Origin of the sequence: Aminipila butyrica, from assembly GCF_010669305.1 — a bacterium.
In the GTDB taxonomy this organism is placed as follows: domain Bacteria; phylum Bacillota; class Clostridia; order Peptostreptococcales; family Anaerovoracaceae; genus Aminipila; species Aminipila butyrica.
This window is the reverse complement of sequence record NZ_CP048649.1, coordinates 2,250,637-2,276,026: the sequence shown is the minus strand read 5'-3', so window position 1 is coordinate 2,276,026 and position 25,390 is coordinate 2,250,637. Positions and strand designations below refer to the sequence as shown.

24 protein-coding genes are annotated in these 25,390 nt (G+C 38.4%); all 24 read left to right on the top strand.

Going from position 1 to position 25,390, the window contains the following annotated elements:
• Positions 1 to 11 precede the first annotated feature (11 nt).
• On the top strand, positions 12 to 917 hold the full coding sequence (locus Ami103574_RS10820; protein ID WP_163067026.1) for a hypothetical protein: 906 nt from the start codon (positions 12 to 14) through the stop codon (positions 915 to 917).
• Positions 918 to 948: 31 nt separating this feature from the next.
• Entirely contained in the window at positions 949 to 2,094 is a 1,146-nt protein-coding gene (locus tag Ami103574_RS10815) for a C39 family peptidase (RefSeq protein WP_163067025.1), read from the top strand.
• Between the two features lie 14 nt (positions 2,095 to 2,108).
• Positions 2,109 to 2,483, top strand: a complete 375-nt coding sequence (locus Ami103574_RS10810) for a hypothetical protein (RefSeq protein WP_163067024.1) — start codon at positions 2,109 to 2,111, stop codon at positions 2,481 to 2,483.
• Entirely contained in the window at positions 2,413 to 3,051 is a 639-nt protein-coding gene (locus Ami103574_RS10805) for a hypothetical protein (RefSeq protein ID WP_163067023.1), read from the top strand. The genes Ami103574_RS10810 and Ami103574_RS10805 overlap by 71 nt, the downstream gene beginning before the upstream one ends.
• Positions 3,048 to 4,949: a VirB4 family type IV secretion system protein gene (locus Ami103574_RS10800; RefSeq protein WP_163067022.1), complete on the top strand. Its 1,902-nt coding sequence runs from the start codon at positions 3,048 to 3,050 to the stop codon at positions 4,947 to 4,949. Before Ami103574_RS10805 ends, Ami103574_RS10800 begins: the two co-directional genes overlap by 4 nt.
• Positions 4,950 to 4,951: 2 nt before the next feature.
• Positions 4,952 to 6,415 carry a hypothetical protein gene (locus Ami103574_RS10795; RefSeq protein ID WP_163067021.1) on the top strand — a complete coding sequence of 488 codons (1,464 nt, stop codon included), beginning with the start codon at positions 4,952 to 4,954 and terminating at the stop codon, positions 6,413 to 6,415.
• A gap of 20 nt (positions 6,416 to 6,435) precedes the next feature.
• A complete protein-coding gene (locus Ami103574_RS10790; RefSeq protein ID WP_163067020.1) occupies positions 6,436 to 7,149 on the top strand; it encodes an RcpC/CpaB family pilus assembly protein in 714 nt (237 codons plus the stop codon).
• Positions 7,150 to 7,155: 6 nt separating this feature from the next.
• Entirely contained in the window at positions 7,156 to 7,923 is a 768-nt protein-coding gene (locus Ami103574_RS10785; protein WP_163067019.1) for an AAA family ATPase, read from the top strand.
• A 1-nt stretch (position 7,924) separates the two neighbouring features.
• The gene (locus Ami103574_RS10780; protein ID WP_163067018.1) at positions 7,925 to 9,277 is read left to right on the top strand and encodes an ATPase, T2SS/T4P/T4SS family; all 1,353 of its coding nucleotides are present in this window, start codon (positions 7,925 to 7,927) and stop codon (positions 9,275 to 9,277) included.
• A 13-nt stretch (positions 9,278 to 9,290) separates the two neighbouring features.
• Positions 9,291 to 10,223, top strand: a complete 933-nt coding sequence (locus Ami103574_RS10775; protein ID WP_163067017.1) for a type II secretion system F family protein — start codon at positions 9,291 to 9,293, stop codon at positions 10,221 to 10,223.
• Between the two features lie 22 nt (positions 10,224 to 10,245).
• Complete coding sequence (locus Ami103574_RS15855; protein ID WP_246213129.1) at positions 10,246 to 11,142, top strand: hypothetical protein; 897 nt, start codon at positions 10,246 to 10,248, stop codon at positions 11,140 to 11,142.
• A 23-nt stretch (positions 11,143 to 11,165) separates the two neighbouring features.
• Positions 11,166 to 11,378 (top strand): hypothetical protein, encoded by a 213-nt coding sequence (locus Ami103574_RS10765; protein ID WP_163067016.1) that lies wholly within the window; start codon positions 11,166 to 11,168, stop codon positions 11,376 to 11,378.
• A gap of 11 nt (positions 11,379 to 11,389) precedes the next feature.
• Positions 11,390 to 11,836 (top strand): DUF4320 family protein, encoded by a 447-nt coding sequence (locus Ami103574_RS10760; RefSeq protein ID WP_163067015.1) that lies wholly within the window; start codon positions 11,390 to 11,392, stop codon positions 11,834 to 11,836.
• A gap of 9 nt (positions 11,837 to 11,845) precedes the next feature.
• The gene (locus Ami103574_RS10755; RefSeq protein WP_163067014.1) at positions 11,846 to 12,325 is read left to right on the top strand and encodes a hypothetical protein; all 480 of its coding nucleotides are present in this window, start codon (positions 11,846 to 11,848) and stop codon (positions 12,323 to 12,325) included.
• Between the two features lie 29 nt (positions 12,326 to 12,354).
• Positions 12,355 to 12,678 (top strand): hypothetical protein, encoded by a 324-nt coding sequence (locus Ami103574_RS10750; RefSeq protein ID WP_163067013.1) that lies wholly within the window; start codon positions 12,355 to 12,357, stop codon positions 12,676 to 12,678.
• A complete protein-coding gene (locus Ami103574_RS10745; RefSeq protein WP_163067012.1) occupies positions 12,659 to 13,387 on the top strand; it encodes a JAB domain-containing protein in 729 nt (242 codons plus the stop codon). Before Ami103574_RS10750 ends, Ami103574_RS10745 begins: the two co-directional genes overlap by 20 nt.
• Before the next feature lie 14 nt (positions 13,388 to 13,401).
• Complete coding sequence (locus tag Ami103574_RS10740) at positions 13,402 to 14,475, top strand: hypothetical protein (protein WP_163067011.1); 1,074 nt, start codon at positions 13,402 to 13,404, stop codon at positions 14,473 to 14,475.
• Between the two features lie 114 nt (positions 14,476 to 14,589).
• Positions 14,590 to 15,339: a DUF6674 family protein gene (locus Ami103574_RS10735; RefSeq protein ID WP_163067010.1), complete on the top strand. Its 750-nt coding sequence runs from the start codon at positions 14,590 to 14,592 to the stop codon at positions 15,337 to 15,339.
• Positions 15,339 to 15,770 carry a prepilin peptidase gene (locus tag Ami103574_RS16195; RefSeq protein ID WP_163067009.1) on the top strand — a complete coding sequence of 144 codons (432 nt, stop codon included), beginning with the start codon at positions 15,339 to 15,341 and terminating at the stop codon, positions 15,768 to 15,770. The genes Ami103574_RS10735 and Ami103574_RS16195 overlap by 1 nt, the downstream gene beginning before the upstream one ends.
• Positions 15,771 to 15,786: 16 nt before the next feature.
• Positions 15,787 to 16,269, top strand: coding sequence for a single-stranded DNA-binding protein (locus Ami103574_RS10725; RefSeq protein WP_163067008.1), 483 nt, complete (start codon positions 15,787 to 15,789; stop codon positions 16,267 to 16,269).
• Between the two features lie 11 nt (positions 16,270 to 16,280).
• The gene (locus Ami103574_RS10720; protein WP_163067007.1) at positions 16,281 to 16,634 is read left to right on the top strand and encodes a hypothetical protein; all 354 of its coding nucleotides are present in this window, start codon (positions 16,281 to 16,283) and stop codon (positions 16,632 to 16,634) included.
• A gap of 131 nt (positions 16,635 to 16,765) precedes the next feature.
• Positions 16,766 to 17,320: a helix-turn-helix domain-containing protein gene (locus tag Ami103574_RS10715; RefSeq protein WP_163067006.1), complete on the top strand. Its 555-nt coding sequence runs from the start codon at positions 16,766 to 16,768 to the stop codon at positions 17,318 to 17,320.
• A gap of 120 nt (positions 17,321 to 17,440) precedes the next feature.
• Positions 17,441 to 18,490, top strand: coding sequence for a DUF3991 and TOPRIM domain-containing protein (locus Ami103574_RS10710; RefSeq protein WP_163067005.1), 1,050 nt, complete (start codon positions 17,441 to 17,443; stop codon positions 18,488 to 18,490).
• A 500-nt stretch (positions 18,491 to 18,990) separates the two neighbouring features.
• Positions 18,991 to 25,179 carry a helicase-related protein gene (locus Ami103574_RS10705; RefSeq protein WP_330587032.1) on the top strand — a complete coding sequence of 2,063 codons (6,189 nt, stop codon included), beginning with the start codon at positions 18,991 to 18,993 and terminating at the stop codon, positions 25,177 to 25,179.
• The last annotated feature ends 211 nt before the right edge of the window (positions 25,180 to 25,390 follow it).

Below are 25,390 nucleotides of genomic sequence, written 5' to 3'. Positions count from 1 at the left end.
GGGCAGTTGAGATGAATATAGGAGAAGTTGTTAAAAGTATTTTTACTTTTCTCTTTGAAGATGCAACAAATACCCTTGTAAAGCCGCTTCTTAACCTAGTCCAAATTGTAGCATTATCACCGGAAACTTTGATGAATATGCCATTTTTAGATCCACTCTTTGCAGTCGTTCAAAAAATTGGAGCAGCCATTTTGATTTTAGTCGTAAGCTGGCAAGGTTTGAAGTCCATGTTAGTTTCGCTTGGTTTTGAAGCCGAGGAGCCACAAAAAATTGCAGCAAAAACCTTTGTGGCAGGATTCCTGCTCTACTATATAAAAGATATCCTGATAAAGATGATTACAATTTCAAGTGGATTCATCGAATTAATTATGGCTTCCTCTAATACAGCTATCGGCGGAGACGGTCTTGCTGAAATTGTACTAAAGATGCTCATGGGTAGTGCTACAAGTTCTGTGTATATGATTTTAGGTCTCGTATTATTTTTTAAGTTAATCGGCCTTATGTACAAGATGTTCAAAAGGCTTGCTATGTGCGCTGCGCTAATCATTTGTAGTCCTATGGCAGTGGCCACCATGGTAGCGAAACCCACCGAAGGCTTTATGCAGGGATTTATTAAATTATTTGTGGGAAATATTGTTATTCAGATTATCCAGGCTTTGTGTATAGTCGCTTGTCTCTCTAGCTTACAGGTTGGGTTTGGCGGAAATATACTTCCAGGTAACGATGATGTATTTTCCGTCATGCTAACCATTGCGTTTATGGGCATTATGGGGCAGCTTGAAGATATCGTGCGTGATTTGAGTATGTCAGTAGGATTAAATAGAGATATGCAAGGTGCATTTGGAAAATTGCAAAGTGCCGCATACACCGCAAGCATGTTCCAAGGGGCCAGCAGGTTTACAAAGGTAGCAGGTTAGTTCAAAGAGAAGAAGGGAGGAAAAATGAGATATGAAAAAAGATGATCTATCTGCCCTAGCGACGACGGCCTTTTATACGGCTACAGGCAGGTATACGTCTGCGGTCATTCATGGATTAAAGAATTGGAAAGTCATTGTAGGAGCTGTCTCAGCGTTTATAATGGCTTTTATTATTGTCATATCATTGCTTGTAAGTATGCCAGGACTGATTATGCAGTCGATTTTGCCAGGTGAAACATATGAAAAACAACTGGAACTATCTTCTTTTGCAAAAGGTGAGATAACTGCAACAGATACAGAAAAAAAGAATTTTATCTTGGAACTACTCAGCTCTTTATCCACAAAAGATGAAAGTGCAACATTATCTAGCGATGAACCAAGCAGTGAAGAAATATTAATGATTTATACTGCCAAGTATGGTGGCTTCTTTGATGCGAACCAGCTGGATCAGAAAAAAATACGTCAGATTACAAATAGCTTTTTGACTGTAGAGGGGTTGACTGTTAAGGTAAAACCTTTTAGTGAAGTTGTGAACAGCAATGGATTGACCGAAGAGCAAAAAACTATTGCTATGAACATGTATCGCAACCATATGTATGACCAAACGGTATCTCTAACAATAGGCGACTCACTGAAAAATTATGGCAGCATCATATACAAAACGGGTGAGACAAATGTTGTTTATTTTTCACAGCGGGATGAACGGTGGGCTATGCAAAGTTATGGTGATGGTACGGTGGGAGCAGCTGGGTGTGGACCTTCAAGTCTGGCCATGGTTGTAAGCTCTTTAACCAATAAGCAGATTAATCCGAAGGAAATGTGTGATTGGGCTTATAAAAACGGATATAAGAGCAAGGGAGGAGGCTCCTACTGGAGTCTTATTCCTACTGGTGGCAAAAAGTTTGGTTTACAGGTAGAAAGTAATGTGCAAGAAACCCAACAGCTCGTCGATGCGTTATCAAGTGGAAAGCTTGTCATCGCTATAATGGGGCCAGGACATTTTACCTCCTCTGGACATTTCATTGTACTTCGGGGTGTAACGGAAAATGGTGAAATTCTAGTTGCGGATTCTTATTCACAAAAAAATACGAATAAGAGTTGGCCACTAGAGACTATTGTCAGGGAATCAAAAAAAGGACATGCCGCAGGTGGGCCTTTCTGGATTCTATCAAAATGAGGAAGGAGCACATTATGGAAGAATTTAAGAAAGTAGAAAAACATTTTCAAATTCCGCACAATTTTAAAAAAAATGGACGGATATTCAATTTAATTGAAAAAGAAGCTTTGACTAAAAGTTTGGTTTGGGTTATTCCAATCACTATTCTTATTTTTAAGTTTACGCCTCTAAGGATAGATAACAAATTCTTTCTGGAAGTTCTGTTGGCAGTACCTCCAGTTATTGCATTTTGTCAAGGCCTAGATATTATCGCCATAGACATTTTGTGGTTCAGAAAGAATAAAAAAGTTTATTATAACTTGGGAAAGGAAAAAGATAATGGAGACACTCGACATTTTAAAAGTGCTTATGAGCGGGAAAAAAGGCAGCAAGCTGCCACAAGCAAATGAAGGCAATAGTATATGGGATGCGCTCCCCATTAAAGGATTGAAGAATGGGATATTACTGACAAAGTACGATTATATTGCTTTTATGGAAGTAATGCCCATTAATCTTAAGCTTCGCTCTGACCGGGAACAAAATTATGTGATGGAGAAATATGAGGAACTGCTGAAAAAAATCAGAGTTCCTTTTTATATGACTACAATTTCAAAAAAGGCGGATTTAAAGGAGCACATAAGCTATGTTGAAAAACTTGTTGAAACAGAAGAAGTAGAAGCGGTCAGAGAAATGACCTTAGAGTACAGGGATTTTGTTAAGGAAGCTGCACGGAAAGAAACCGTTAAAAAAAGGTTTATAGTAGCTATTCCATATCAACAGGTGAAGGGCATCGAGGCACCTTTTGATGAAGCTGAAAGCTGGTTACATCAAATTTGTTCGGACTACGAAGATGCTATGCAAGAATGTGGTAATGAAATTAAAGTTTCTTGGGATAATCAGTTTACCGCTCAGATACTTTTTGAACTGCTTAATGTAAAAAGTTCGGAAAGAGAAAGGATACCGAGGTTGGAGTCATGATGAAAAAAAAGCAAAAAAAAGAAGACAAAAACAGTACAAAAATAAATATGCAAAAATTTCATACAGAGTCTTTTGAAAATAACTCCTTTCAGAGTAGCTTGAAAAGCTATATAGATTATATCATGCCATCCGGCATTGATACTTTACAGCCAAGTTATATAAATATTGATGGAGCATACATAGCGGTGCTTCTCTGTGTAGATTTTCCCTATGAGACTACTAAAAAGGGTTTTTTAGATGAGTTAATTAATTATGGGGAAGGTGTAAAAGTGAGTTTATATCATAAGCCCGAAGACAAGCTAAAAATGATTAAGGAAATCACTTCAGCACTGGGATTTACAAAACATAAAATGCAAACTGGTGGGGACAATCAAGTAGACTCAGGGACCCAAGAAAATGCAGCAGAATCTTCGGTCTACATGAAGTCCAAACTATCAAAAGGTGATGAATTTTTCTATATTAACCTGTTTGTACGAATCATTGCTGAAACGCCTGAAGGACTGGAAGAAAAGGTAAGGAAGGTTGAAAGCAAGTTGACTAATATCTTTTATCAGCGTGCGGACTTTCGGCAGTTGGAAGCTTTTAGATCATCGTTGCCATTAAACCTAATGGACGAACGGATGAAAAAACAAACCAATAAAAACATCTTGGCTTCAGGGTTATGCAGCTTCTATCCTTTTACTTCATCCTCGCTGTCAGATCCAAATGGCATGTACATTGGGGACAACGAGTATGACAAAAACGCCATAATCTTGGACATATTTGATACAGAGAAATATCCAAATGCAAATATGATTATTTGCGGAAAGTCAGGAATTGGAAAGACATTCTTAACTCAAATGATTGCGGGACGCTTTCGGATGCAAAAAATCCCTACAATGCTAATCTGTCCCCTTAAAGGCCACGAGTACAAGCCGTTATGTGATAATGTAGGTGGCAATTTTATTAAATATGCACCTGGAGAGAAAAACCGAATTAATGTCATGGAAATCCGGCCAACAAAACAAGTAGGCGTGGAAAAGGCCAGTTACCTTGGAGACAAATTACAGCGGTTAAAACTATTACTTTCACTTCTAATCCCGGACATTACAACGAGAGAACTTCGCCTTCTGGATGCTCCTTTAAAAAGAACGTATGAGAAAAAGGGTATTACGATGGAAAATGCAAGCCTATATGAAGAAATAGGCTCAGGCAACCTCATTAATTTACGTCCTAGATTAAAGGAAATGCCCATCCTTGAGGAACTTCAAGCAGAAGTTTATGAAGTACCAGAGTTAAAAAGAATTGCAGAAGAGATAGAACCACTAATTACAGGGTCACTAAGCTTCTTCAATGGCCAGACCAATGTCGATTTAGAAAACCTTTATACCGTGAGCGATATCAGTGAGGTTCCTAAAGAGTTAATCGCTTTTACTATGTACGCCGTTTTAGATGTGTACTGGGAGCGGATAAAGATGGATCGCACTCAGAAAAAGGCTATTATTTTGGATGAGCTTTGGAAACTTATTGGTAGTGCCGGTAATGCTCAAGTTGCTGAAAGTGTTCTGGAACTATTTAAAATTATCAGAGGTTACGGTGGAGCTGCTATTGGAACCACTCAGGATATCCAGGACTTTATGATGTTAGAGGAAGGGAAGTATGGAAAGGGTATCATAAATGCTTCCTCTATTAAAATCATCTTAGGTCTAGAAGAATTGGATGCTGCTACTATTACCGACGTGCTTAAACTAACAGAAGCAGAGAGAACCAAGGTAGAAAAGTTTAAAAGGGGCCAAGGGCTTTTATATGCGGCTCAAAACCATCTAGTAGCCAATTTCAGGGCAGCAAAAACAGAAGAAAGACTGATTAATACTGACCGGGAAAAATTATTGAAATATGCGGAAGAAGGAAGGAGTTAATTTTGGCTTTTGAAAAGTTAAAGAGTAAAGTACAGACAGCCTTTAAGGAAAATAAAAAAATACTTCCCATGCTTGGTAGCATAGATATTGTTGATGCGATTATTGAGATGGAATCGCTAAAGGAAGTTTTTAATGAATTTAACCTGGAGCTTGTAAGAAAAGATTATGCGACGATTGATGAGCTGCTTCATGGGATTAAGGAACATAAAAATGTTAAATATCTTTTCATATCAGACATGGCTTTAATCGGCATTGATGAAGGAAAGTATGAGGTTATTCGTAAGGTCAGAGAAGAGTACCCAGATATTACAATCGCAATGTTTTTCAATGATGAAAAACCAGATGAGCCTTATAAAAACTGGGCCTATGGATATAAGGTATATCATATCTATTATGCTAATTCAGGGGCCTTTGATTTTGACAAAATCATCAAAGATATTGCTCAAAATGCGATTCCGGTTACTGAGGCTTCTGTAGGCCAGGAAGAACTGGAAAAAAAAGAATACTTAATTAAACAGAAAGAAAAAGAGCTAGAGGAAAAGGAATACCAGCTTCAGGAACTGGAGAAAAAGCTGGCTGAAACGGAAAATCTAGAGCACACGGAAGAGAACTCCCGTCAGATTGTGCTGCTAAAAGAGCAGATAAAGAATATGCAGCAGTTTAAAAGAGAGGCAGAAGAGCATGTTGAGAATATAAAAAAGCAGCATGAGCAGGAGAAGGCCGAATTAACGATACAATTTGAGCAGGAGAAAAAGGAATATAAAAAACAGTTAAAAGAATTGGATGATGCTGTAAAATTACAAGTTCAGACGATTAAAGAGTTATCCTCGCAACCAGGTGCTACCGCATCGGTGCAAGTCAAGACACTGGGGTGCATTACCATCGGTGTCTTTTCTATTTCCCCTGGAGCCGGATCTACCTATACGTCTATAAGTTTAGGTGAGCAGCTTGGAGCAGCAGGATATCCTACAGCAGTCATAGCCATGGACGGGAAAAAGGAACTTAAGTATGCTCCGGAGAAATATGCGGATTATATTGTTCCAGATAATCAGGAGAAACAGTCACAGTCTATACTACTTGGAACTATTAGCAAAGGATATAACTTTGTTATAGAAGATTTTGGTTATCTTTTCCCATTAAGCCCGAATGGCAAATTGCAAGTGGGAGCTGGAAGAGTATCTGATCGGCAAGAAGATGTTGCAGAACTTCTCCGGTGCAGCTATAAAATTGCTGTAGGTTTTTCAGATCCGTGGCATATTGGTAAATTAAACTTTTTTATAGATAATCAGATACCAGATCCATTAATGAGTATATTTAGCATAAAAGGTTATTCAGATTCCAAGGAGCTAGGGAAATGCTCCCTTCCTATGTGTGAAAGAGATTCAGAGATACTTAATCAACTTATATTTAGACAGTTAGGCATCTCTGTAGAAAAAGAAAGACAAAGAAGAGGACTTTTTAAGTAAAGAAAGGATGAGAAAAAAATATGGGCCTATTTAGTAAAAAGCCAAAACCAACGGCTTTAAAAAGCAAAAGCAGTTTTGAAAAAAGAAAGCTTTTCGGAATTCTGCTGATTATTATCGCACTGGTCATAAGCTTTGTGGTAACTCCTATTTTAAGCAACTCCAAAAACCAAACAGAAACAATAGCAATAGCAAAAAATGATATTAGGAAAGGAACCGTAATATCAGAATCAGAAATATCTTTTGCTGAAAGAGGAGTTTTTGGACTAAAAGGCTACATCACAAAAAAGGCCGATGTAATTGGAAAGCCCGCTGCTGCTGATATATCTCAGGGAGATAACATAACAACCAATAAAATCGGAAAAGAGAATATTTCCAGGCTTCAAGCCATCATAAATGAGCAAAACGGTTTGACCACCATTTCTATTAAGTCTAATGCAGCAGGCCTAGCTTCTCACCTTCGAGCTGGAGATATTGTAAAAGTATATAACATTATAGAAGACGAATACAGCGGCAATACAATTGTGCAGAACCCTGACTTACAAAGGGTAGAGATTTATGACATTGAGAATGCAGATGCAGAGAGCATAGACAAAAATCAAAGCAAGGGAGATCTGTCCAGCAGTAATGAGAAAGTGGCCAGTACCATCACCTTTATTACCTCTCCAGACCAGGAACGAGCTTTATTGCAAGCAGAGTATAACGGCAGCATTCATGTTGTGTTTGTGGAAAGGTAGGAGACCATGGGAAAAATCTTATCTGTGACGGGTATGCCAGGTTCAGGAAAAACCACATTTGCTGTTAATTTAGCATGTGGCCTAGCTGAAAGAGATAAAATAGTTATTCTGTTGGCAGCAGAGCTAAACTATGGAACCTTACAAAGCTTTTTTGGGACAACCATAGAAGACGGAAAAGGCATTTTTGCCAGCTTGTCTGATAAAACAGAGCAACCAGAAAAAATGCTAACACAATGCAACAAGATAAATGACAATATTTACTTGATGGGAATACCTAATGAAAACTATGACGTACATACCGATGGATTAGAGGACTTAAAAGTGGATCAGCTGCTTCGGCGACTATCCATGATATCCGATTACCTAATCATCGACTGTACATCAGATTTATATAATGGGATAACCATCATGGGTATTGAAAAAGCAGACCATATTTATTGTTTATACAAATCTGTGTCAAATGCGGCCTTTTGGCATCGCTCCTGGGTGCCAGTTTTAATGCAACTATCTGATGTGCCAATTTGCCCCATAATTACGGAGCATCAACTAGGGTGTGATCCGAATACCCTGGTTAAGGCTATAGATATAGAACCTTTTGCATTTTTACCTAATGTCCCTACAGCCTCAATTTTAGAAAATATGGGCACACCCATATTCTTAGAAAAGCGAAAGATAGCTAGCCTATTTAGTTTTAATAAGAAAGAAGACGTCTTTAGATATCAGCTTGTGATAAAGAACATTGTGGATGCACTGATTATCGGAAAGGATAACTGATATGCCAAAGGATAATATAGTCACCCTACAAGGAAGGCTTTATAAAAAGAATGCCAGGATACAGGAAACGGGAAGAGAAGAGGGTGACGACTATAAAGATATTCTGGACAAAATAACGCAGAAAATTACAGATAACCACTCTAGAGAGCTGGCTGAAGGGCTTTATTCAGAAAGCACCATGACTAGGTTAAAGAACCTAATTAATAGATACCTCTTATCAGAAAAATTAGTTCAAAATGAGACCAGTATTGGGACCCTGACTGACCGTATTTATGAAGATATGGCGGGCATTGGGTTCGTCAAAAAATATCTGGAAGATCCCGAGGTGGAAGAAATCAATATCAATGGTAAAGATTCTATCTGGGTTTTATATGGAAATCGCAAAGTTAAGGCTCCTGAAAAATTTGAAACTGCGGAAGATTGTATTAATGTGGTTAAGAAAATGGCTAGAATGGGTGGACTAATACTGGATGGCAGCACACCTCTTGGAGATAGCTACTTATCTAAAGGTGTACGTATGTCGGCAGCAATTTTTCCTGCTGTAGATGAAGATGCGGGTGCTATTGCTTCTATTAGAAAGCAAAAACCTTCTTTCATTACCAGAGAAAATTTAATTTCATTTGAGACTGCATCTTCAAACGAGTTAGATTTTTTAACCCTATGCCTTAACAATAATATACCTGTAGCTGTTGCTGGACCTACTGGGTCTGGAAAGACAGCAGATGTAAATTATCTATTAAATAGCGTAGATAAGTCTATTCGAATCGTCACTATAGAAGACACGAAAGAGCTTCTCCCTGAAAGTGACGACGTGGTACAGCTCTATACAAAAGAGGCACCAAATGAAATTACCATGAACGACCACCTAAAATTATCACTCAGACTTCACCCAAGTATCTTTGTTCCGGCCGAAATGAGAGGAAAGGAAGCCCAGACTGCGGTAGAGGCTGCTAGAACTGGCCATACAGCTTTAACCACGCTTCACGCAAACGGAGCAAGGAATGCATACCTCCGTATCTTAACCATGTATAGACAGGCAGATGCTGCCTTATCAGAGGATACCATTCTTCGCATGATTATTGAGGCCTTTCCAATCATGCTTTTCAAAAAGCAGATGCCTGATAAAAGCAGAAAATACATTGAAATATTTGAAGCGACAGATGTAGTAGAGGGAAAAGTCGTTGGAAATACAATTTTTAAATTCATGCCAACAAAAACAGATGTGAATGACGAAGGAAAGATTATTAAAATTCATGGAAAACATGAAATGATTGGCGGGATTTCAGAGAGGCTGGCTGATACGTTCCTTTTAAATGGTGTATCAGAAGAAACGGTTAAGCAATACAGAATATAGAAAGGAGAGATATATGCTTACTCAAGTTTTTACAGCAATCCTTTTTATAATCGGGATTGCTCTTCTATTCAACCTGAAGGCAGTAGGAAGAGATAGGAGTAGCAGCATTTCTTTTAAAAAAACAGAGGCGAGATCCAAGAGAATAAAGATTAATGCTGAAGCTACTTTAAATCGTTTTGAAAAAGCTGTTCTTAATATCGATTCTCTTTTGAAAAAAATAAGGAAAAAGAGATCTTATTTATACAGCATTATGGCGCTTTTCTTCATAGCGGGACTTGGAATCGGCTTTATCTGCTTCTCAGTGCCGTTTTTAACTATGACCACAGGACTGGCCTTTGTTCCATTGACATACCTTTTTTTACTCTTTCGGACCCAGGAGATTACCAGAGAGGAACTGGCTGAGCTTCAAAACACGATGTCCATTATCACCAATTCATACCTAGCTAGCAATAACATACTTCGGGCAGTAGAGGCCTACGTGGAAGAGCGGCGCAGGTATCAGGATGGAAGCTTTCAAAAGGTGACACCTTTTGAAGAATTTGTGTCGGATTGCCTTTATATTAGCCGGAATGTAGACAGGAATTTATCGCTGCTGGCTGCAAAGATAAATAATAAATACTTTGACCAATGGGTTAAAAACTTGAGGCTCTGCATGGAAAACAAAGAAATGCGCTTTGCTCTCCAACCAGTCATTGATGCAATGGCTGATGAGAAGATTATGCAGATTGAGAGCGATACCCAAATGAAAAAGACCTGGACGTATTATTTATTGGTGGTGGGAGCCATGTTCGCTGTCATCCCGACCTTCCGCATGGCGAGAAAAGAATGGTACCTTATTTTAACCCATACGCCCATGGGACAAATCATTGTATTTTTTATGATCGTGGCGGCACTTCTCAGTGCCATCTACGTTATGAAAATAAATAAGCCAATCGGTACTATGTAACCGAATGGAGAAAGGAGAATGTATGATTTTAATACAAGTTATTTCTTTTCTTCTGATAGTAAAAGGCGGAAGCCTAGCCTTGGATAGCTATTATTATAAGCCCCCGGCAAAAGCATTAATCGGGTTAAAGCTTTCCATAAAGAAGAAACGCTTTTTAGACAGGTTTATGGAAGGGTTTTTGCAGCCCATGACAAAAGCAGCTGCACCTTTCATCCGACTTTCGGAAGAAAGAGAGGCTAAACTAAAGTATGCCTTATCTAGAGCTGGAATAAAGGAGACTCCTAAAGAGTATTATGCGAAGGCAATAATACTAGCGGTGTTATCCCTTTTACTTCCGGCAGTGCTGATAGTGCTAGGTGTAAAAAGCCTAAGCCTTGCAGGATTGATATTATCAGGCATGATACTTTATCAACAGTTAACTAGCTACAAAACGGAACTTAAGAAGAAAAGAAATGAAATTGAGATGGGACTGCCTGGATTTATTCGTTCTATTTTATATAAATTAAACGATAAAAAATCAGGGGTAATCAAAGCGGACTTGATTTCCATCTTTGAAGATTATCTGAAGGTAGCCAATCCGGTATTCGCCTGGGATATTTCTGTACTGATTATGGAGATGAAAGCTAAAGACATTGAGGTGGCAGTAAGAAGCTTCAATAACCGCTTAGCCATTCCAGAAGTAGGCTTTTTATGCAATGCACTGATTGGATTAACAAGAGGAGAATATCAGAGTGAGACTTTAGCCTCCCTGGCCAGAGAAATGGACATCAAGAGTAAAGAAAATATCAAAAGAGAATTAGAGAAAAGGCCGAGCAAAGTTCTTATTGCTTGTATTCCACTTTTTGCAATCAGCTTTTTAGCCATAGGCTACGTTATGCTCCAGGCCATGACTGGCGGCTTAGCTACGTTATCACAATAAGATTAAGAAATGGAGGAAAACCAATGATTAAGAAACTAGTAGGTTTAAAAAAGAAGGTAATGAAAACCGTTAAAGCAGTAAGAAAAGACGAAAGTGGTATGGAAATGATACAGGTAATCATTATATGCCTGATTGCCATTATCCTTGGCGGTATTCTGTTGGGTATTTTCAGTGATGCCTTTAATGAGATAGGACCATTGATGGTTAGCAAGATTAAGTCTGTATTCTCTTTATAGAAAGGCGCACCATGTTTTTATTAAAAAAAATAAGAAGGCTTGTAACGGAAAGGTCCGGAGACATGGGACTTCCGCTCATGATCTTTACCTTGATAGCTGTAATTATTTTTCTATTTGGGCTGGAGGTATTTAGTGCAGCCATTAAATATCAAAATGTTACATACAGCTCAAAATCCATTGCAAAAGTAATTGAATCAGATGGTGCTGTTACAGAAAGAGCATATGAGCAGATGGAAGCTTTAAATAAAAGCTATAACATGGATATGACTTTTGAGGTAAGTGATGTGACCTACTTTAACACTAGGGACCGAAGTATCCAATTTCGGGACCCCTTCACCGTTAATGTCCGATATACGGCTTCGATCCAGCTGGCCAGCCCGTTGTTTCTGGACCCACTTGTCTGGGACATTAACATGAAGGCAGATACACCAGGGATGAGTGAAGTCTATTGGAAGTAGGTGAACAGCATGGTTAAAAGAAAAGCATGGAAACTGGTTAAAGATGAGGGGGGGACTTTATACATTCTTATACTCGTCTTTTTGTTTCTCATCATATGCGTCATGCTCGTTACCAGTGAGGTTCTTCGTGTTCATGATTTGAAGGCTCATCTGGACGATGAAATTTACAGAGCGGCGAATTTGTCCATTAAGACAGCAATGTATGACAGCTATCGGATAGACAGTACCAGCAAGTTTGATGAAACAGTGGCCGTGGAGTATTTTTATACTTATCTAAAAGAGGATTTACATTTAAACGGAAGTTTTGAAAAATTAAATGATAATGGAGAGATTGAATATACTCTTGTCATAAACAAGGTGAGCGTTAATGGTGACACGGTAAGAATGAATGTACGTGCAACGGCCTTTTCGCCAACCTTGTTTCATTTATGGGAACAGAAGTGGGAAATTCCCATTGATGTTTTAAGTAAAAACATAAGAACCGATTAGGAGAAATCGGCGTTAAAAGGAGAAAAAGTATGGAAAAGCATTTAGCAGAAGAATACGGACAGTTCGCAGATTTTTTAGAAAAAGAGTTTGGGGTAAATCGGGAAAAAGCCTTGACGGTTGTATCTAAACATGGATACAAGTACACCATGAAACATGGGGAATTGCTAGGACTAGATAAAGAAAAAGCAGGTTTTTTAAAGCTGACTTATCGAACCAGCCAGTTAGGCTTAGCCCTTGAGATAATGGAAGAGTCCAAAGAGTTTATTGCAGCTTATAACGAGCTTGCAGACGAAGTCAATGCATATCTTTCAGAGTATTACGAGGAGGATGATGATGAAAGAAATGATCGTTAATATAAGTCCTAAGCTGAAAGAAAAATTGATAGACGAGCATTTATCAAATATTGCTTTACTTACGGGCATTGAAAAAGATAAGTTGACTAAGATGGTTAATGAAAATTCTTTATATTACCTCTTTAAGCACACAGAAGCCTTAGAGCTCTTGCCTGAACAAAAAGAGCGCCTTAAAGCATTTCAGGCCTCAAGTGACTTTTCCCGTTTAATTAAACGGGAAAAGCCCAAGGTTATTACAGGGCCAGAAACAATCGTTGAAATTGTAAAGCCAAATCTTCAATATGAAAATCAAGAGCATTTACAAGTCGCACTATTAAATGTAAAAGGTGATGTTATAAAAATAGAAGATGTTTCATCGGGAAGCATTACAGAAACAATAGCTAATCCGAAAGACATCTTCCAAAAAGCTATTCAAAATAGCGCACCTTCAATAATTTTAATTCATAACCATCCAAGTGGAAATCCTACGCCAAGCCTTGAAGACAAAAATTTCACAAGAAGATGTGTGGAGGCTGGAAACCTTTTAGATATAAAGGTGTTAGACCACATCATAATTGGGGATAAAGGCTACCATAGCATGAATGCAGAAGGCACTGTTGATTTTGATGTTCAAGTAAAGAAATCAAAGACCATTTTGGAAAACAAGCTGAAAAATTTTGATATTAATAAACTACGGAAACAAAGTGAGAATCGGCCATTGCAACGGTAAAGGAGGTAATCAAAATGAATGAAAAAAAAGAAAAACTATTATCTTTAGTTCGAGATCTAACCTGGCACGTAGATATGAAAGAAAATGTACAGATTTCTCTTAACAATTCTAATGAGATATTAAATAAAGCTAATTTATTTACAAAACTTTTCAAAAAAGGGGCTCTTGCGGATTGGCAGGGAAATAAAGAAAAGTGCGAAAGGGACCTAATTGAGCATGATATGAGAATCGGCCATATAGAAAAGGAAATAGCTGGCTTAGGGTATACTGCAAGTGAAACGACCAAAATACAAGATTTTCTATCTAATAAATTTTGGACCGATAACACTATAGAACTTGATCATCCTTGGGTACGTTTATTAAATCCTCAAGAAAAGGATGATTTGGTCTTCGAGTTGGCACTTGACAGGGGAGATTCTTATCCTGTTTTAATAAACTCTACAAAATATATAGAAGGCTTTAAAACAGATACTGAAAAAATTAATTTTATTAGAGGCTTTAATTCCGATTATAAAAATGGGGAAGCCATGACAGATGCTTATAAACTGGGTGAATTGTTTTACAAAATGGGTTACTGCTTTGGTTTAGATCTTGAATGGAGACTTGCAGAATCTCCGGAAAAATATAGTCATGATTTGACATATGTCACACTAGTATGTGATTTAGAATTTGAAGAAGCTACTTATGATATAGCAGAAAAAGACCGATCTGATCCATCAGGCCCTATTAATTATGAAAAAGCGGAGAAGCAGTTATCTTTATCCGATCAAAAGATAAAAGACATTCAATCTAAACTCAGTAGTTATAAGTTCTATGGAAGAATAGATTATATTGGCCAAGGTGGGAAAGTTGGAGAAAGCTTATTCTATGACAATTATTCCGATTATAAAAAAGAAATAACTAAAAGCCAAAATTGCGGACGTCCGATCAGTGCAAAAGAAATCACTCAGATGGATTATTCAAAGAAAGATTTTCCATCGGTTAGCAGTAAGATAAGTCCTAATCAGAAACAGTGGAAGCAGCATATAGAAAATGCACTGCATCAAAATCATCCAGCAAAACATGGGAAAGGAGAATTGACGAGATGAGGAGATTAACCCAGGAGGCTGTAATCACAAGTACAGCCACTTGGACAGTTAGAGGAAAGGAGGTGATGAAGTAAGTAATTTATTTCTATTGTTATTGAAAGAGAGGAGAAAAGAATGGACAACAATGTAAACAAACAGTATCGCCAGATGGCAAAGCATTATAGGGGAAAAGAAGCTATTATTACGCCGAATGAGCTAAAGGGCCTATTTAGCTATATAGAAGACATGGAAAAAAACATGTTAAAGCTGACCTCAGAGCTGGAGAAGCTAAATGCTAAAATGGAGCAAGGCACGACAAGAAACCGAAAGAATATTAAAGAGGATAAAGATTTTCTTCAAGAAATGAGAACGGCCATGGAGGAGATGAAGTCCAGAATTGTGGAAAAAGGCGAGGATATTAAAACCTGCGTTCATGACAAAAACTTGGAGGGTCTTCATTCCATCCTAGAAAAACTGAATTTGAAAGAGCTGATGAATAAAATCCTTGAGTTTTTAAACAAGGCTCTGGAAAGAAACAAAATGGCCCAAGAGAAAGCCAGTCATGTAGGAGACGAACTTGGAAAAGCTATGGGCCATCTGGATAACCTTAAAGATATGTCCGGAGAGGAGCTGCCTTTTGAAAAGTGGAGACTTAAAAAACAGGAGGACGTGCTGGGCATTATGAGAGGAAGAACAGATGAGGCACTGGCAAAGCTTGAAAAGAAAGAAAACATACTGGAAGGCATAAAAGACAAAACTGAAAATTTCCAGGCGAAGCTTGCCAATCTGGACAAAAGGGTAGGAGAAAATAAAGCAAAGGGAATGGAAAAAATCAGTGAAAGCCTTACATTAAATCATTCACCAAGACTAGGGATGCAACGCTAATGTTAGCCATCCTGTTGAGCTTACCAATCCTTATATATGTCGGCATTTCCGATTGGAAACACAGATTGATTCCCAATGCCGCAATTTTAATACTGCTAGCTATGGGGATTTTACAAATCCTAATGGATAATTATTTTAATTTTCATATTGATCTAATAGAGAGGATTACCGGGTTACTTTTCCCAGGCATAATCCTCTTTGTTATTTATATGAAAAATCCTAAGCTGTCAGGAGGGGGGGATTTAAAGCTTTTAGCAAGCTTAGGATTTTGCATTGGTATATCGTACTTTATCGCTACACTCTTTGTAGCGTGTATAGGTGGGATAGCCCACAGTTTACGGTACAAGCAGGTATATGTTCCCCTGGGGACATATATCTGTATTGGAGCCGTAATTGTTACCGGAGTAAACTTTGTACAATTTTTTTATTAACAAGGAGGAAAAAAGTATGTTAAATGTTATGGCAGGTAGATTGGCCGAAGATCCACAAGTAAGACAGATTCCAAATGGTACCTATGTGTGCAACACTACTGTGTATGTGTGGCCAGGGAAAAAAGGAGCTAGTCCAAATTCACCGGACCGTGATTCCATTCCAGTTAAAATTGAGGCATGGGGAGAACAGGCCCTAGATATAGCAAAGTATAATAAAGGCGAAACTGTCCAATTTGTTGGAAAAGTTATTGATATCAAATATCGGCCAAAAGGTCTGGACCGTGATTTGACTGTCATGGGGTTTGAAGTTAAGCGGATTGATCACAACAAAAGTATCTTGACGGAGTTTAATGAGATACTGAGCGGATATGCTTATGAAAAGGATCAGAAGGACAAGCAGGAAGAGAAAAATAAGGGTATGGACAGCAAAGAACCAAAACAGAAACAGCAGCAGCAGCAGCCTACCCCTAAAGAAGCGAAAGCAGAACTTACAAGATAAGGAGATAACCGATGAGCGATATGCTAAATATCATTGCCGGCAGATTGGAAACAAAACCGACGCTGATGCCAGCGTTTAAAGGTCGGTTTGTAATGAAAAACTATCTGATAACGGAAGCGGATGAGGGCGATGAGCGAGAAGCCAGGGTGCCGATTGTCGCCTGGGATTCCGTGGCCGAAGAAATTTTGTCATATGGCAAAGACGATATGATCTATCTTCTTTGTGTGCCAAGTGACTCTCTGGTGCAGGTTCAAGGAAACATGATACCTGTTCTAGGATTTAAAGTTATTAAGGTAGATCATGATCGAGCAATTGCAACTAAAGTAAATGAAAAAATTATTGAGATATTAAAGTCAGCTCAATAAAAATGCAAAAGGGGTTACACTGTCTCAAGCTAAAAGAATCAGTGTAACCCCTAATGAGTTAAGATATGTTATAGTATATATCTTTTCTCCAACCGCTGCAAGGAAAACTAAATATTAGTGGAGGAAATTTCATGAACACGATTACGGCGCAAAGACTAATTTACAAAGAGAGCTTATCCCTGAAGGCACAGTCCGTCTTTTTATATCTAGCGGACAGAAGCAATAAAGAAAATATATGTTGGCCGGGCTTAAAGCGGATTGCCGAAGATTGCCGCATATCGGTTAGCACTGTTCAACGAGCTATTAAAGAACTGCTATCCATCGGACTTCTAATGAAAAAAGCGAACTTTAGAGCGAATGGCAGCCAGACAAGCAATGTGTACATAGTCACCGACGATGCAGGAGAAAAGGAACAAGTAAAGGTAGAAAATAAGCGGATTCAGGAAAAGATGCAGGCCAGAATGAAAGAACAGGCAAAAAAGATGAAGCTTGCTGCTGCCGTTAAAAATAAGTTAATTTCATCCTTATCGCCAGAGATCGGAATCGATGAAAACCGAGTTCATGAAGAAAAATTATGTAAAGCCTATACAAAAATCCAGGAAATCAAAGGAACCGTATGCACTTTTTTAAAAAAAGCTATATTTTTTTCAAGGGGGGGTGGTCAAAATGACCAGCCCATAACCTAAACATTTTTTACTGTCAGAGTAAAAAAAGATATATACAAAAAAAGAGTAAATATACAACCATAGAAAGAGGAGATTTTAGATAATGAATCTCCTCTTTTAATTTTTTGAATAGGAGAAGTTATGGCAAGGATTTATGAAGACTATGAGTATTTCGCTGCTCTTGATGTAAACCTAATTGATTATTTAAGGGACAACGGCTATCAATTACGAAAGGAGGGCAAAGAATATGCTGTCATCCTGCATGATGGGGCAGGTGAGCATGATAGCTTAAAAGTACATCAAAGTGGAAAAAGATGGACTTGGTACTCAGCAGGTGAAGCCGGGAAAAGTCCCATTCTGCTTATCCACCTACTTGAGGGGATTGATAAACCTCATGCGATTAAGAAGCTCGCTGATTATGCTAAAGGATACAGTTCTATTTGTCGCAGTTCAGAACACCGTATGCCTACAGGACTAAAAAAGGTCGAGGCTGTAAATAACCATGAGAAGATGCCAGAAAAGGCATTTGCATTACCAGAAAAGGCTGCAAATAACAGGAGAGTGTTTGGATATTTGATGAGCAGAGGTATCGATAAGGACATCATAGGCTACTGCATTGAAAAGGGACTCCTTTATGAAGACAAGAGTTTTCATAATGCAGTATTTGTGGGACAGAAAGATGACCAGGGCAAGGTTCAACACGCAGCCTTAAGAGGAACTTATACACTGGCTCAAAATGCTTTTAAGAGGGATGTAGATGGTTCAGACAAGGAATACTCTTTTGCTATGGAGGGGCAGGGGCCTCACTTATTTGTATTTGAATCTGCAATAGATGCAATATCAAAAGCAACCTTAGAAAAGATGGGAGCAGAGGATTGGAAAAGTCCTCACAGAGTTACACTTGGTGGCATGTCTGATAAACCGCTGGAACTTTACTTAAACAGGCATCCGGAGATTAAGAAGATTACTTTTATTTTGGATAATGACCTGCAAGGCACTGATGGACTGGGGCAACCACGGAATCATGGACAAATCCGAGCAGATAAGCTAAAGGAGAAATATCAAAATTTAGGTTATGAAACGAATAAAATCGTGCCTAAAATGAAAGATGTTAATGAGGATCTTATGGAAATAATGGCAAAGATGCAAAGAAATCAACCGAGGAGGCAGGAAGTGGGCCTTACCAGGTAATTGGTCTTATTAAGGTCAAATACTAACTTCTTTTTTATTCTGCCAGTATTGTTTCCGAAAAGACTTGCATTTTTTAATAGAATGTGGATATAATAAAGAAAAGGATTACCGCCTTTGCTCTGGTGGTTAGTCCGAAAGTCAGAACTAGGCCACCTAAACGCTAATTTAGGTGGCTGTTGCTATTTTTTGAGCTTACACAAGGTAATGACTCCGATAATCACCATGCAGAACTGAAAAAGTTCTGGATATGAAATATACATATTAGCATCACCTCCTTTTAAGGAAGTGACCAACCACCAAGCGGTAATCCATGGAAATAATATATCAGAAAAGACAGTTTTGTGCAATGAATAATTAACGGGGAAAGTGGCATTTCAATAGATCAAGAAGATTTTAATCCGCATTAATTAAAAGTTTGCCTAACATAAATAGGTCTCCTTTTTTATGCAAGAAAAAATATGAATAGATGAAGCAAGATTACTTCCTGAAAGGAGAACATCGTGGAAGAAAATATAAATTATATCAGCATTAGTAAACTCCTAAGTGAAACTATCAGCAGCATTACAACGGATGCAGATCGCTGGAAAAGCTATTTGAAGCTTGCAGGAAAAATGTATAAAAAGTATACGTTCAATGAGCAGGTTTTAATTTATGCACAACGGCCAGAGGCGAAAGCTTGTGCGGAATTTGACTTTTGGAACAATAGCATGGGGTGCAGAATAAGACGTCATGCAGAAGGCATCGCTCTAGTTGATGAGTATGCCACAAGACCAAAATTAAAATATGTCTTTGATGTTGCAGATACCTATAAAATAGCAGCCACAAGCAAAAGCCCTTATATATGGGAAATCAATGAACAGCATGATGAAGACCTCAGCAGTCTGCTGTGCTCCAGCTTTCAAATGCCAGAAGAAAAAAATTTATCAGTGGCAGTTCGAAAAATAATAGAGAAAGCAGCTTTAAGCTACTACGAGGAGCATAAGTCCGAAATAGAAGCAGCAAAACAAAATACATTAATTGAGGACCTGGATGAACTGAATACAGCAGTAAGGTTTAAAGAAACCCTAATAGAAAGTTCGACATATGCGGTGCTCTCTAGGTGTAACCGGATTAATTTATTGGATGAATTTGATTTTGATTATTTGACAGACTTCCATACAAGAGAGCTTACCATGATTTTGGGGATGGCAGTTAATGATTTAAACCGTCCAATTTTAAAAGAACTCGGAAAATTAGTAAGAGAAAGTAAGAAAAGAATTGAAGCTTATGGTCAGATGGAGTATAATGCTTTAAAGCATAAAAGTAATGAAAGGGAAGCAGATGACAAAGAGATTAGAGTACTTACAAGAAGAGAATTACAAAGTTCCAAAACTGATGATGGATGGGGAGGACAGCGAAGAAATGATGGAGTTGAGGAAATATGGTCTGATGAGAAGGGCATATTTGAGAGACCATCAGAATCTGACCTACTCCCTGATGCAGGTCAACGGGGAATTATGGACACATCTGATGGAGACCCAGAAAGCGTCGGAGGAGAAAGAGGAGTTGCTGATAAGCCAGATGGCAACGGCCGAAGAGGTAAACGAGAAACTCAAAGCAGAAAATCAGATGGAATGGGTTGGCCGGATGAACAATATCCGTCAGAGGGCCGAGGAAATCGTGAAGACGGAGCTAATTTTCAGTTAAGAGAAAAAACGGAACAACTCAATTTATTTACTGACTTAACCTTTCCAGGTAAAGAACTAGAAGCAGCGGGAGCAGATGCGTTAGACAGCAAAACCGCTGCTTTTTCTATGCCAGAAAAAATAGGTGATCAAAAGAAAGCCGAAGCTTCATTATCAAAGAATTTCCGGATTACAAACTTTAACCTGGGAAAGGGTACAGCAAAGGAAAAATATAGACGTAATATATTGGCTATCGAGACCCTATACCAAATTGAAAAAGAAAAGAGACCCGCTACCATGGGGGAGCAAGATATTTTATCAGAGTATGTGGGCTGGGGCGGTCTCGCTGATGTTTTTGACCAAGGGAAAAACGCCTGGTCAAATGAATACTTAGAATTAAAAGAACTATTATCTCCGGATGAATATAGCCATGCTCGAGGAAGCACATTAAACGCTCATTATACTAGCCCAACCATAATTGAAGGTATTTATAATGCCCTTGATAATTTAGGATTTAAAAAGGGGAGTATCTTAGATCCAGCACTAGGTACAGGCCGTTTCTTTGGCATGTTACCGGAAAAAATGCAGGACAGTAAGCTGTATGGAGTGGAGTTAGACAGTATTACTGGAAGAATTGCACGGCAGCTTTATCCTCACGCTGATATTAAGATAGCTGGTTTTGAAAACACCAACTATCCTACTGATTTCTTTGATGTGGCCGTTGGAAATGTCCCATTCGGACAATATAAAGTTGTGGATAAAGCCTATGATAAGCACAATTTTTTAATTCATGATTATTTTTTTGCAAAAGCTTTAGAAAAAGTTAGACCTGGCGGAATTATTGTTTTTATTACTTCAAAGGGGACCATGGACAAGCAAAGTCCTATGGTGCGAAAATATATTGCTCAGAGGGCCGAGCTTTTGGGTGCAGTCAGACTTCCCAACACTGCATTTAAGGAAAATGCCGGGACAGAAGTCACGTCAGACATAATTTTTCTTAAAAAGCGTGACCGAGTAATGGATCTAGATCCGGATTGGGTGTATTTATCAGAAAATAAAGACGGTATTACCCTAAATGACTATTTTGTAGAACACCCAGACATGATTTTAGGTAAGATGGAAATGGTGTCGGGACCCTATGGTATGGAGCCCACCTGTTCCCCGAATATGGACACTTCTTTTACCGAGCAGCTACAGAAGGCAATGGAACGGATCGAGGGGAGTATAGATGCAGTAGAGCTTGACGATCTTAATGATAACCTGGTAATGGAGGGGATACCCGCCGACCCAACTGTAAAGAATTACAGTTACACCATTGTTGAGGGTAGAGCATACTACAGAGAAAACTCTCTTATGATGCCCGTGCAAGTGCCCCCATTAATGGAACAGCGAATAAAAGAACTGGTAGCGATACGGGAATGTACCCAGGGACTTATTGATCTGCAATTAAACGAATACCCAGAGGAAGCCATAAAAAATAAGCAGACAGAATTGAATGAGCTATACGATGCTTTCTCGAAAAAGTTTGGAATTATTAATTCTCAGCCTAATAAAAAGGCTTTTAACCAGGATGCAAGCTATGCGCTTCTCTGCTCCTTGGAGAACTTGGACGAGGAAGGTAATCTAAAAGGCAAGGCAGACATGTTTACTAAACGCACAATAAAAAGGCGTATGGTAATTACCAGTGTAGCTACAGCAAGTGAGGCTTTAGCAGTATCCCTTTCAGAGAAAGCAAAGGTAAACCTGTCTTATATGGCGGAGCTTTCGGGTAAAAAAGAAGAAAATATTATAAAAGAACTTGCCGGAGTGATATTTCTAAATCCAATAACTTCTGACTGGGAGACTGCTGATGAATATCTAAGTGGAAATGTGAGAGAAAAGCTGGCTGTTGCAAAAGTATTTGCAGAAAAACATCAAGAGTATAATATAAATGTTTCATCTCTGGAGAAAGTGCAGCCGAAAGAATTAGGTGCTGCGGAGATTGAAATTCGTATTGGAGCAACATGGATTGATTCCAAATATATAGATGATTTTATGCGACAAACCTTTGAAACCCCAGAATATCTATTTACTAGAGATAAAGTAGGAGCACGATATTCTCATGTGACAGGACAGTGGAATATCAAGGGTAAACGTTCGGATCAGGGTAACTCTCTGGTAGATGTGACCTATGGCACAAGTAGAAAAAATGCTTATGATATCCTTGAGGATTCATTAAATCTCCGTGATTGCAGAGTTTTTGATGTTATATTGGAAGACGGAAAAGAAAAGAGAGTTTTAAATAAAAAGGAAACTGTCTTTGTAAGTCAGAAGCAAGATGCACTTCGAGAAGCATTTAAGGATTGGATATTTAAAGATTCAGATAGAAGGCAAGTTTTATGTAATACATACAATGAATTATTTAATGCTATCCGGCCAAGGGAATATGATGGAAGTCACTTAACGTTTCCGGGTATGACACCAGATATTATTTTAGAGAGACACCAGAAAAATGCGGTAGCACATATCTTGTACGGATATAACACCTTGTTGGCCCACTGTGTAGGGGCAGGAAAGACCTATGAAATGATTGCAGCAGCAATGGAAAGCAAGCGCCTAGGATTATGCCAGAAAAGCCTTATGGTGGTACCGAACCACCTGACAGAGCAATGGGCAAGTGACTTTTTACGGCTATACCCTGGGGCTAATATCCTCTCTGCCACAAAGAAAGATTTTGAACCAGCCAACCGGAAGAAATTTTGCTCCAGGATTGCAACTGGAGACTATGATGCAGTTATTATCGGTCATTCACAATACGAAAAAATTCCTCTTTCCACAGATAGACAAATCGCAACTGTGAAGAAACAAATTCAAGAGATTGAGCTGTCAATTCAAGCAGTAAAGAAAGAAAATGGGGAGCGTTATACCATTAAGCAAATGGAAAAGACGAAGAAGTCATTAACAACTAGGTTAAGCCGTTTAAATGATAATACAAGAAAAGATAATGTAATTACATTTGAGCAGCTAGGCATAGATAGGCTATTTGTAGATGAGAGCCATAGTTATAAAAACCTGTTTCTTCACACTAAAATGCGAAATGTGGCGGGAATAGCACAAACGGAAGCACAGAAGTCCTCGGATATGTTTGCAAAGTGTCAGTATTTAGACGAGCTGACCGGAGGGAAAGGAATTACCTTTGCTACCGGGACACCAATCAGCAACAGTATGACTGAGTTATATACGAATATGCGTTATCTTCAGTACAATACCCTACAACAAATGGGTCTTGGACATTTTGACAGTTGGGCGGCCTCCTTTGGGGAAACGCAAACTGCCATAGAACTGGCCCCAGAGGGAACTGGATATAGGGCAAAGACCAGGTTCGCTAAATTCTTTAATCTGCCAGAGCTGATTTCTCTATTTAAGGAATGTGCAGACATTCAGACCTCAGACATGCTAAAGCTTCCTGTGCCGGAAGTCGAATACATTAATGTGGTATTAAAACCTAGTGAGCATCAAAAAGCAATGGTAGCCTCGTTGGCTGATCGGGCAGAAGCAGTCCGTAATAGAATAGTAGATGCCCATATTGACAATATGCTGAAAATTACAAGTGACGGAAGAAAGTTAGCCCTTGATCAGCGACTTATTAATGATATGCTACCTGATGAAGAAAATTCAAAATCCTCGGTTTGTGTAGAAAATGCCTATAAAATATGGGACGAGACTAAAGAGAATAAGTTAGCGCAGTTAATTTTTTGTGATATATCTACCCCAAAAGGGGATGGTACTTTTAATTTATACGATGATATTCGAAATAAGTTGATTGCTAAAGGAGTGCCAAAAGAGGAAATTGCCTTTATACATGAAGCTACTACGGAAATACGTAAAGCAAAACTTTTTGCTCAAGTTAGAAGTGGGCAAGTTCGATTCCTACTGGGGTCAACACAGAAGATGGGAGCTGGGACAAATGTGCAAGACAAGCTGATTGCTTTACATCACCTTGATGTACCATGGCGACCCTCCGATATTGAGCAGCAAGAAGGGCGCATAGTTAGAAAAGGTAATCTTAATCCAAAGGTTAAGATTTTCCGTTATGTGACAGAAGGGACCTTTGATAGCTATTCCTGGCAGCTCATAGAAAATAAACAAAAATTTATTGGACAGATTATGACGAGCAAAAGTCCAGTACGAAGTTGTGAAGACATTGACGAAACTGCTCTTACCTATGCGGAAGTTAAAGCCTTAGCAACTGGAAATCCTTATATCAAGGAAAAAATGGACCTTGATATACAAGTATCAAAGTTGAAGCTGCTAAAGGCAAATCATATAAGCCAAATATATCGCTTGGAAGATAGTATCGCAAAGAGTTACCCTAAGCAAATAGCCGAGCTAAAAGAAAAGATAGCAGGATATGAAAAAGACTTAGAAATTTATCAGAAAAACAGGTCAATGGATAAAGGCCATTTTTTCATGAAGGTTGGCGATCTCAAGTATACTGAAAAGAAAGAAGCAGGAACAGCCTTAATTTCTATGGTAAAGAAAGAAGCTCAAAAGACTCATTTGAGAGTGATGATGATTGGAGAGTACAACGGTTTAAAAATAACATCAACTTTTGAATCTTTTGAGCAAAGATATAAACTTAGCCTAGAAGGGAATCTTATACATAGTGTGGAAATGGGGACAGATCCACTGGGCAACATCCAGCGACTTAATCATGTACTGGAAACTATGAATGAGAAAAAAAGTGGTTATGAAGAAAAATTAGGTGCTGTACTGCATCAACTAGAAAATGCAAAAGAAGCGGTCAAAAAGCCGTTTACACAGGAACAAGAATTGAAAGAAAAACAAAACCGCTTAAATCAACTGAATGCATCTCTTAATATGGATGAAAAAGGTAATGAAGCAATTGAGATTAATGAAATGGAAGAAGACTTGAATGTAGGAGTAATTAAAGTAAAAGATAAGAATGGATTTGATGAAGCGAAAAAAACAGCTCTCATAGAAAGGCTTCAAGAATCAAGGTCAGACCTGAAGCGTACCATGTAGTATATTTTAATGAAGGATAACTTCGGCCCGAATTGGGCCGAAGTTATTTTAAGCTATGAAAATAAGAGAATTAAGGGAGACCAATGCTATTATTTTTTATCTAACAACAATACAAAATAATAGTAGGAAATGTTACGAATTGATTGACATTCCTCTTTTAATGATGATACAATGCAACTATAATGTAGTTGCATATTTCACATGAAAGGTA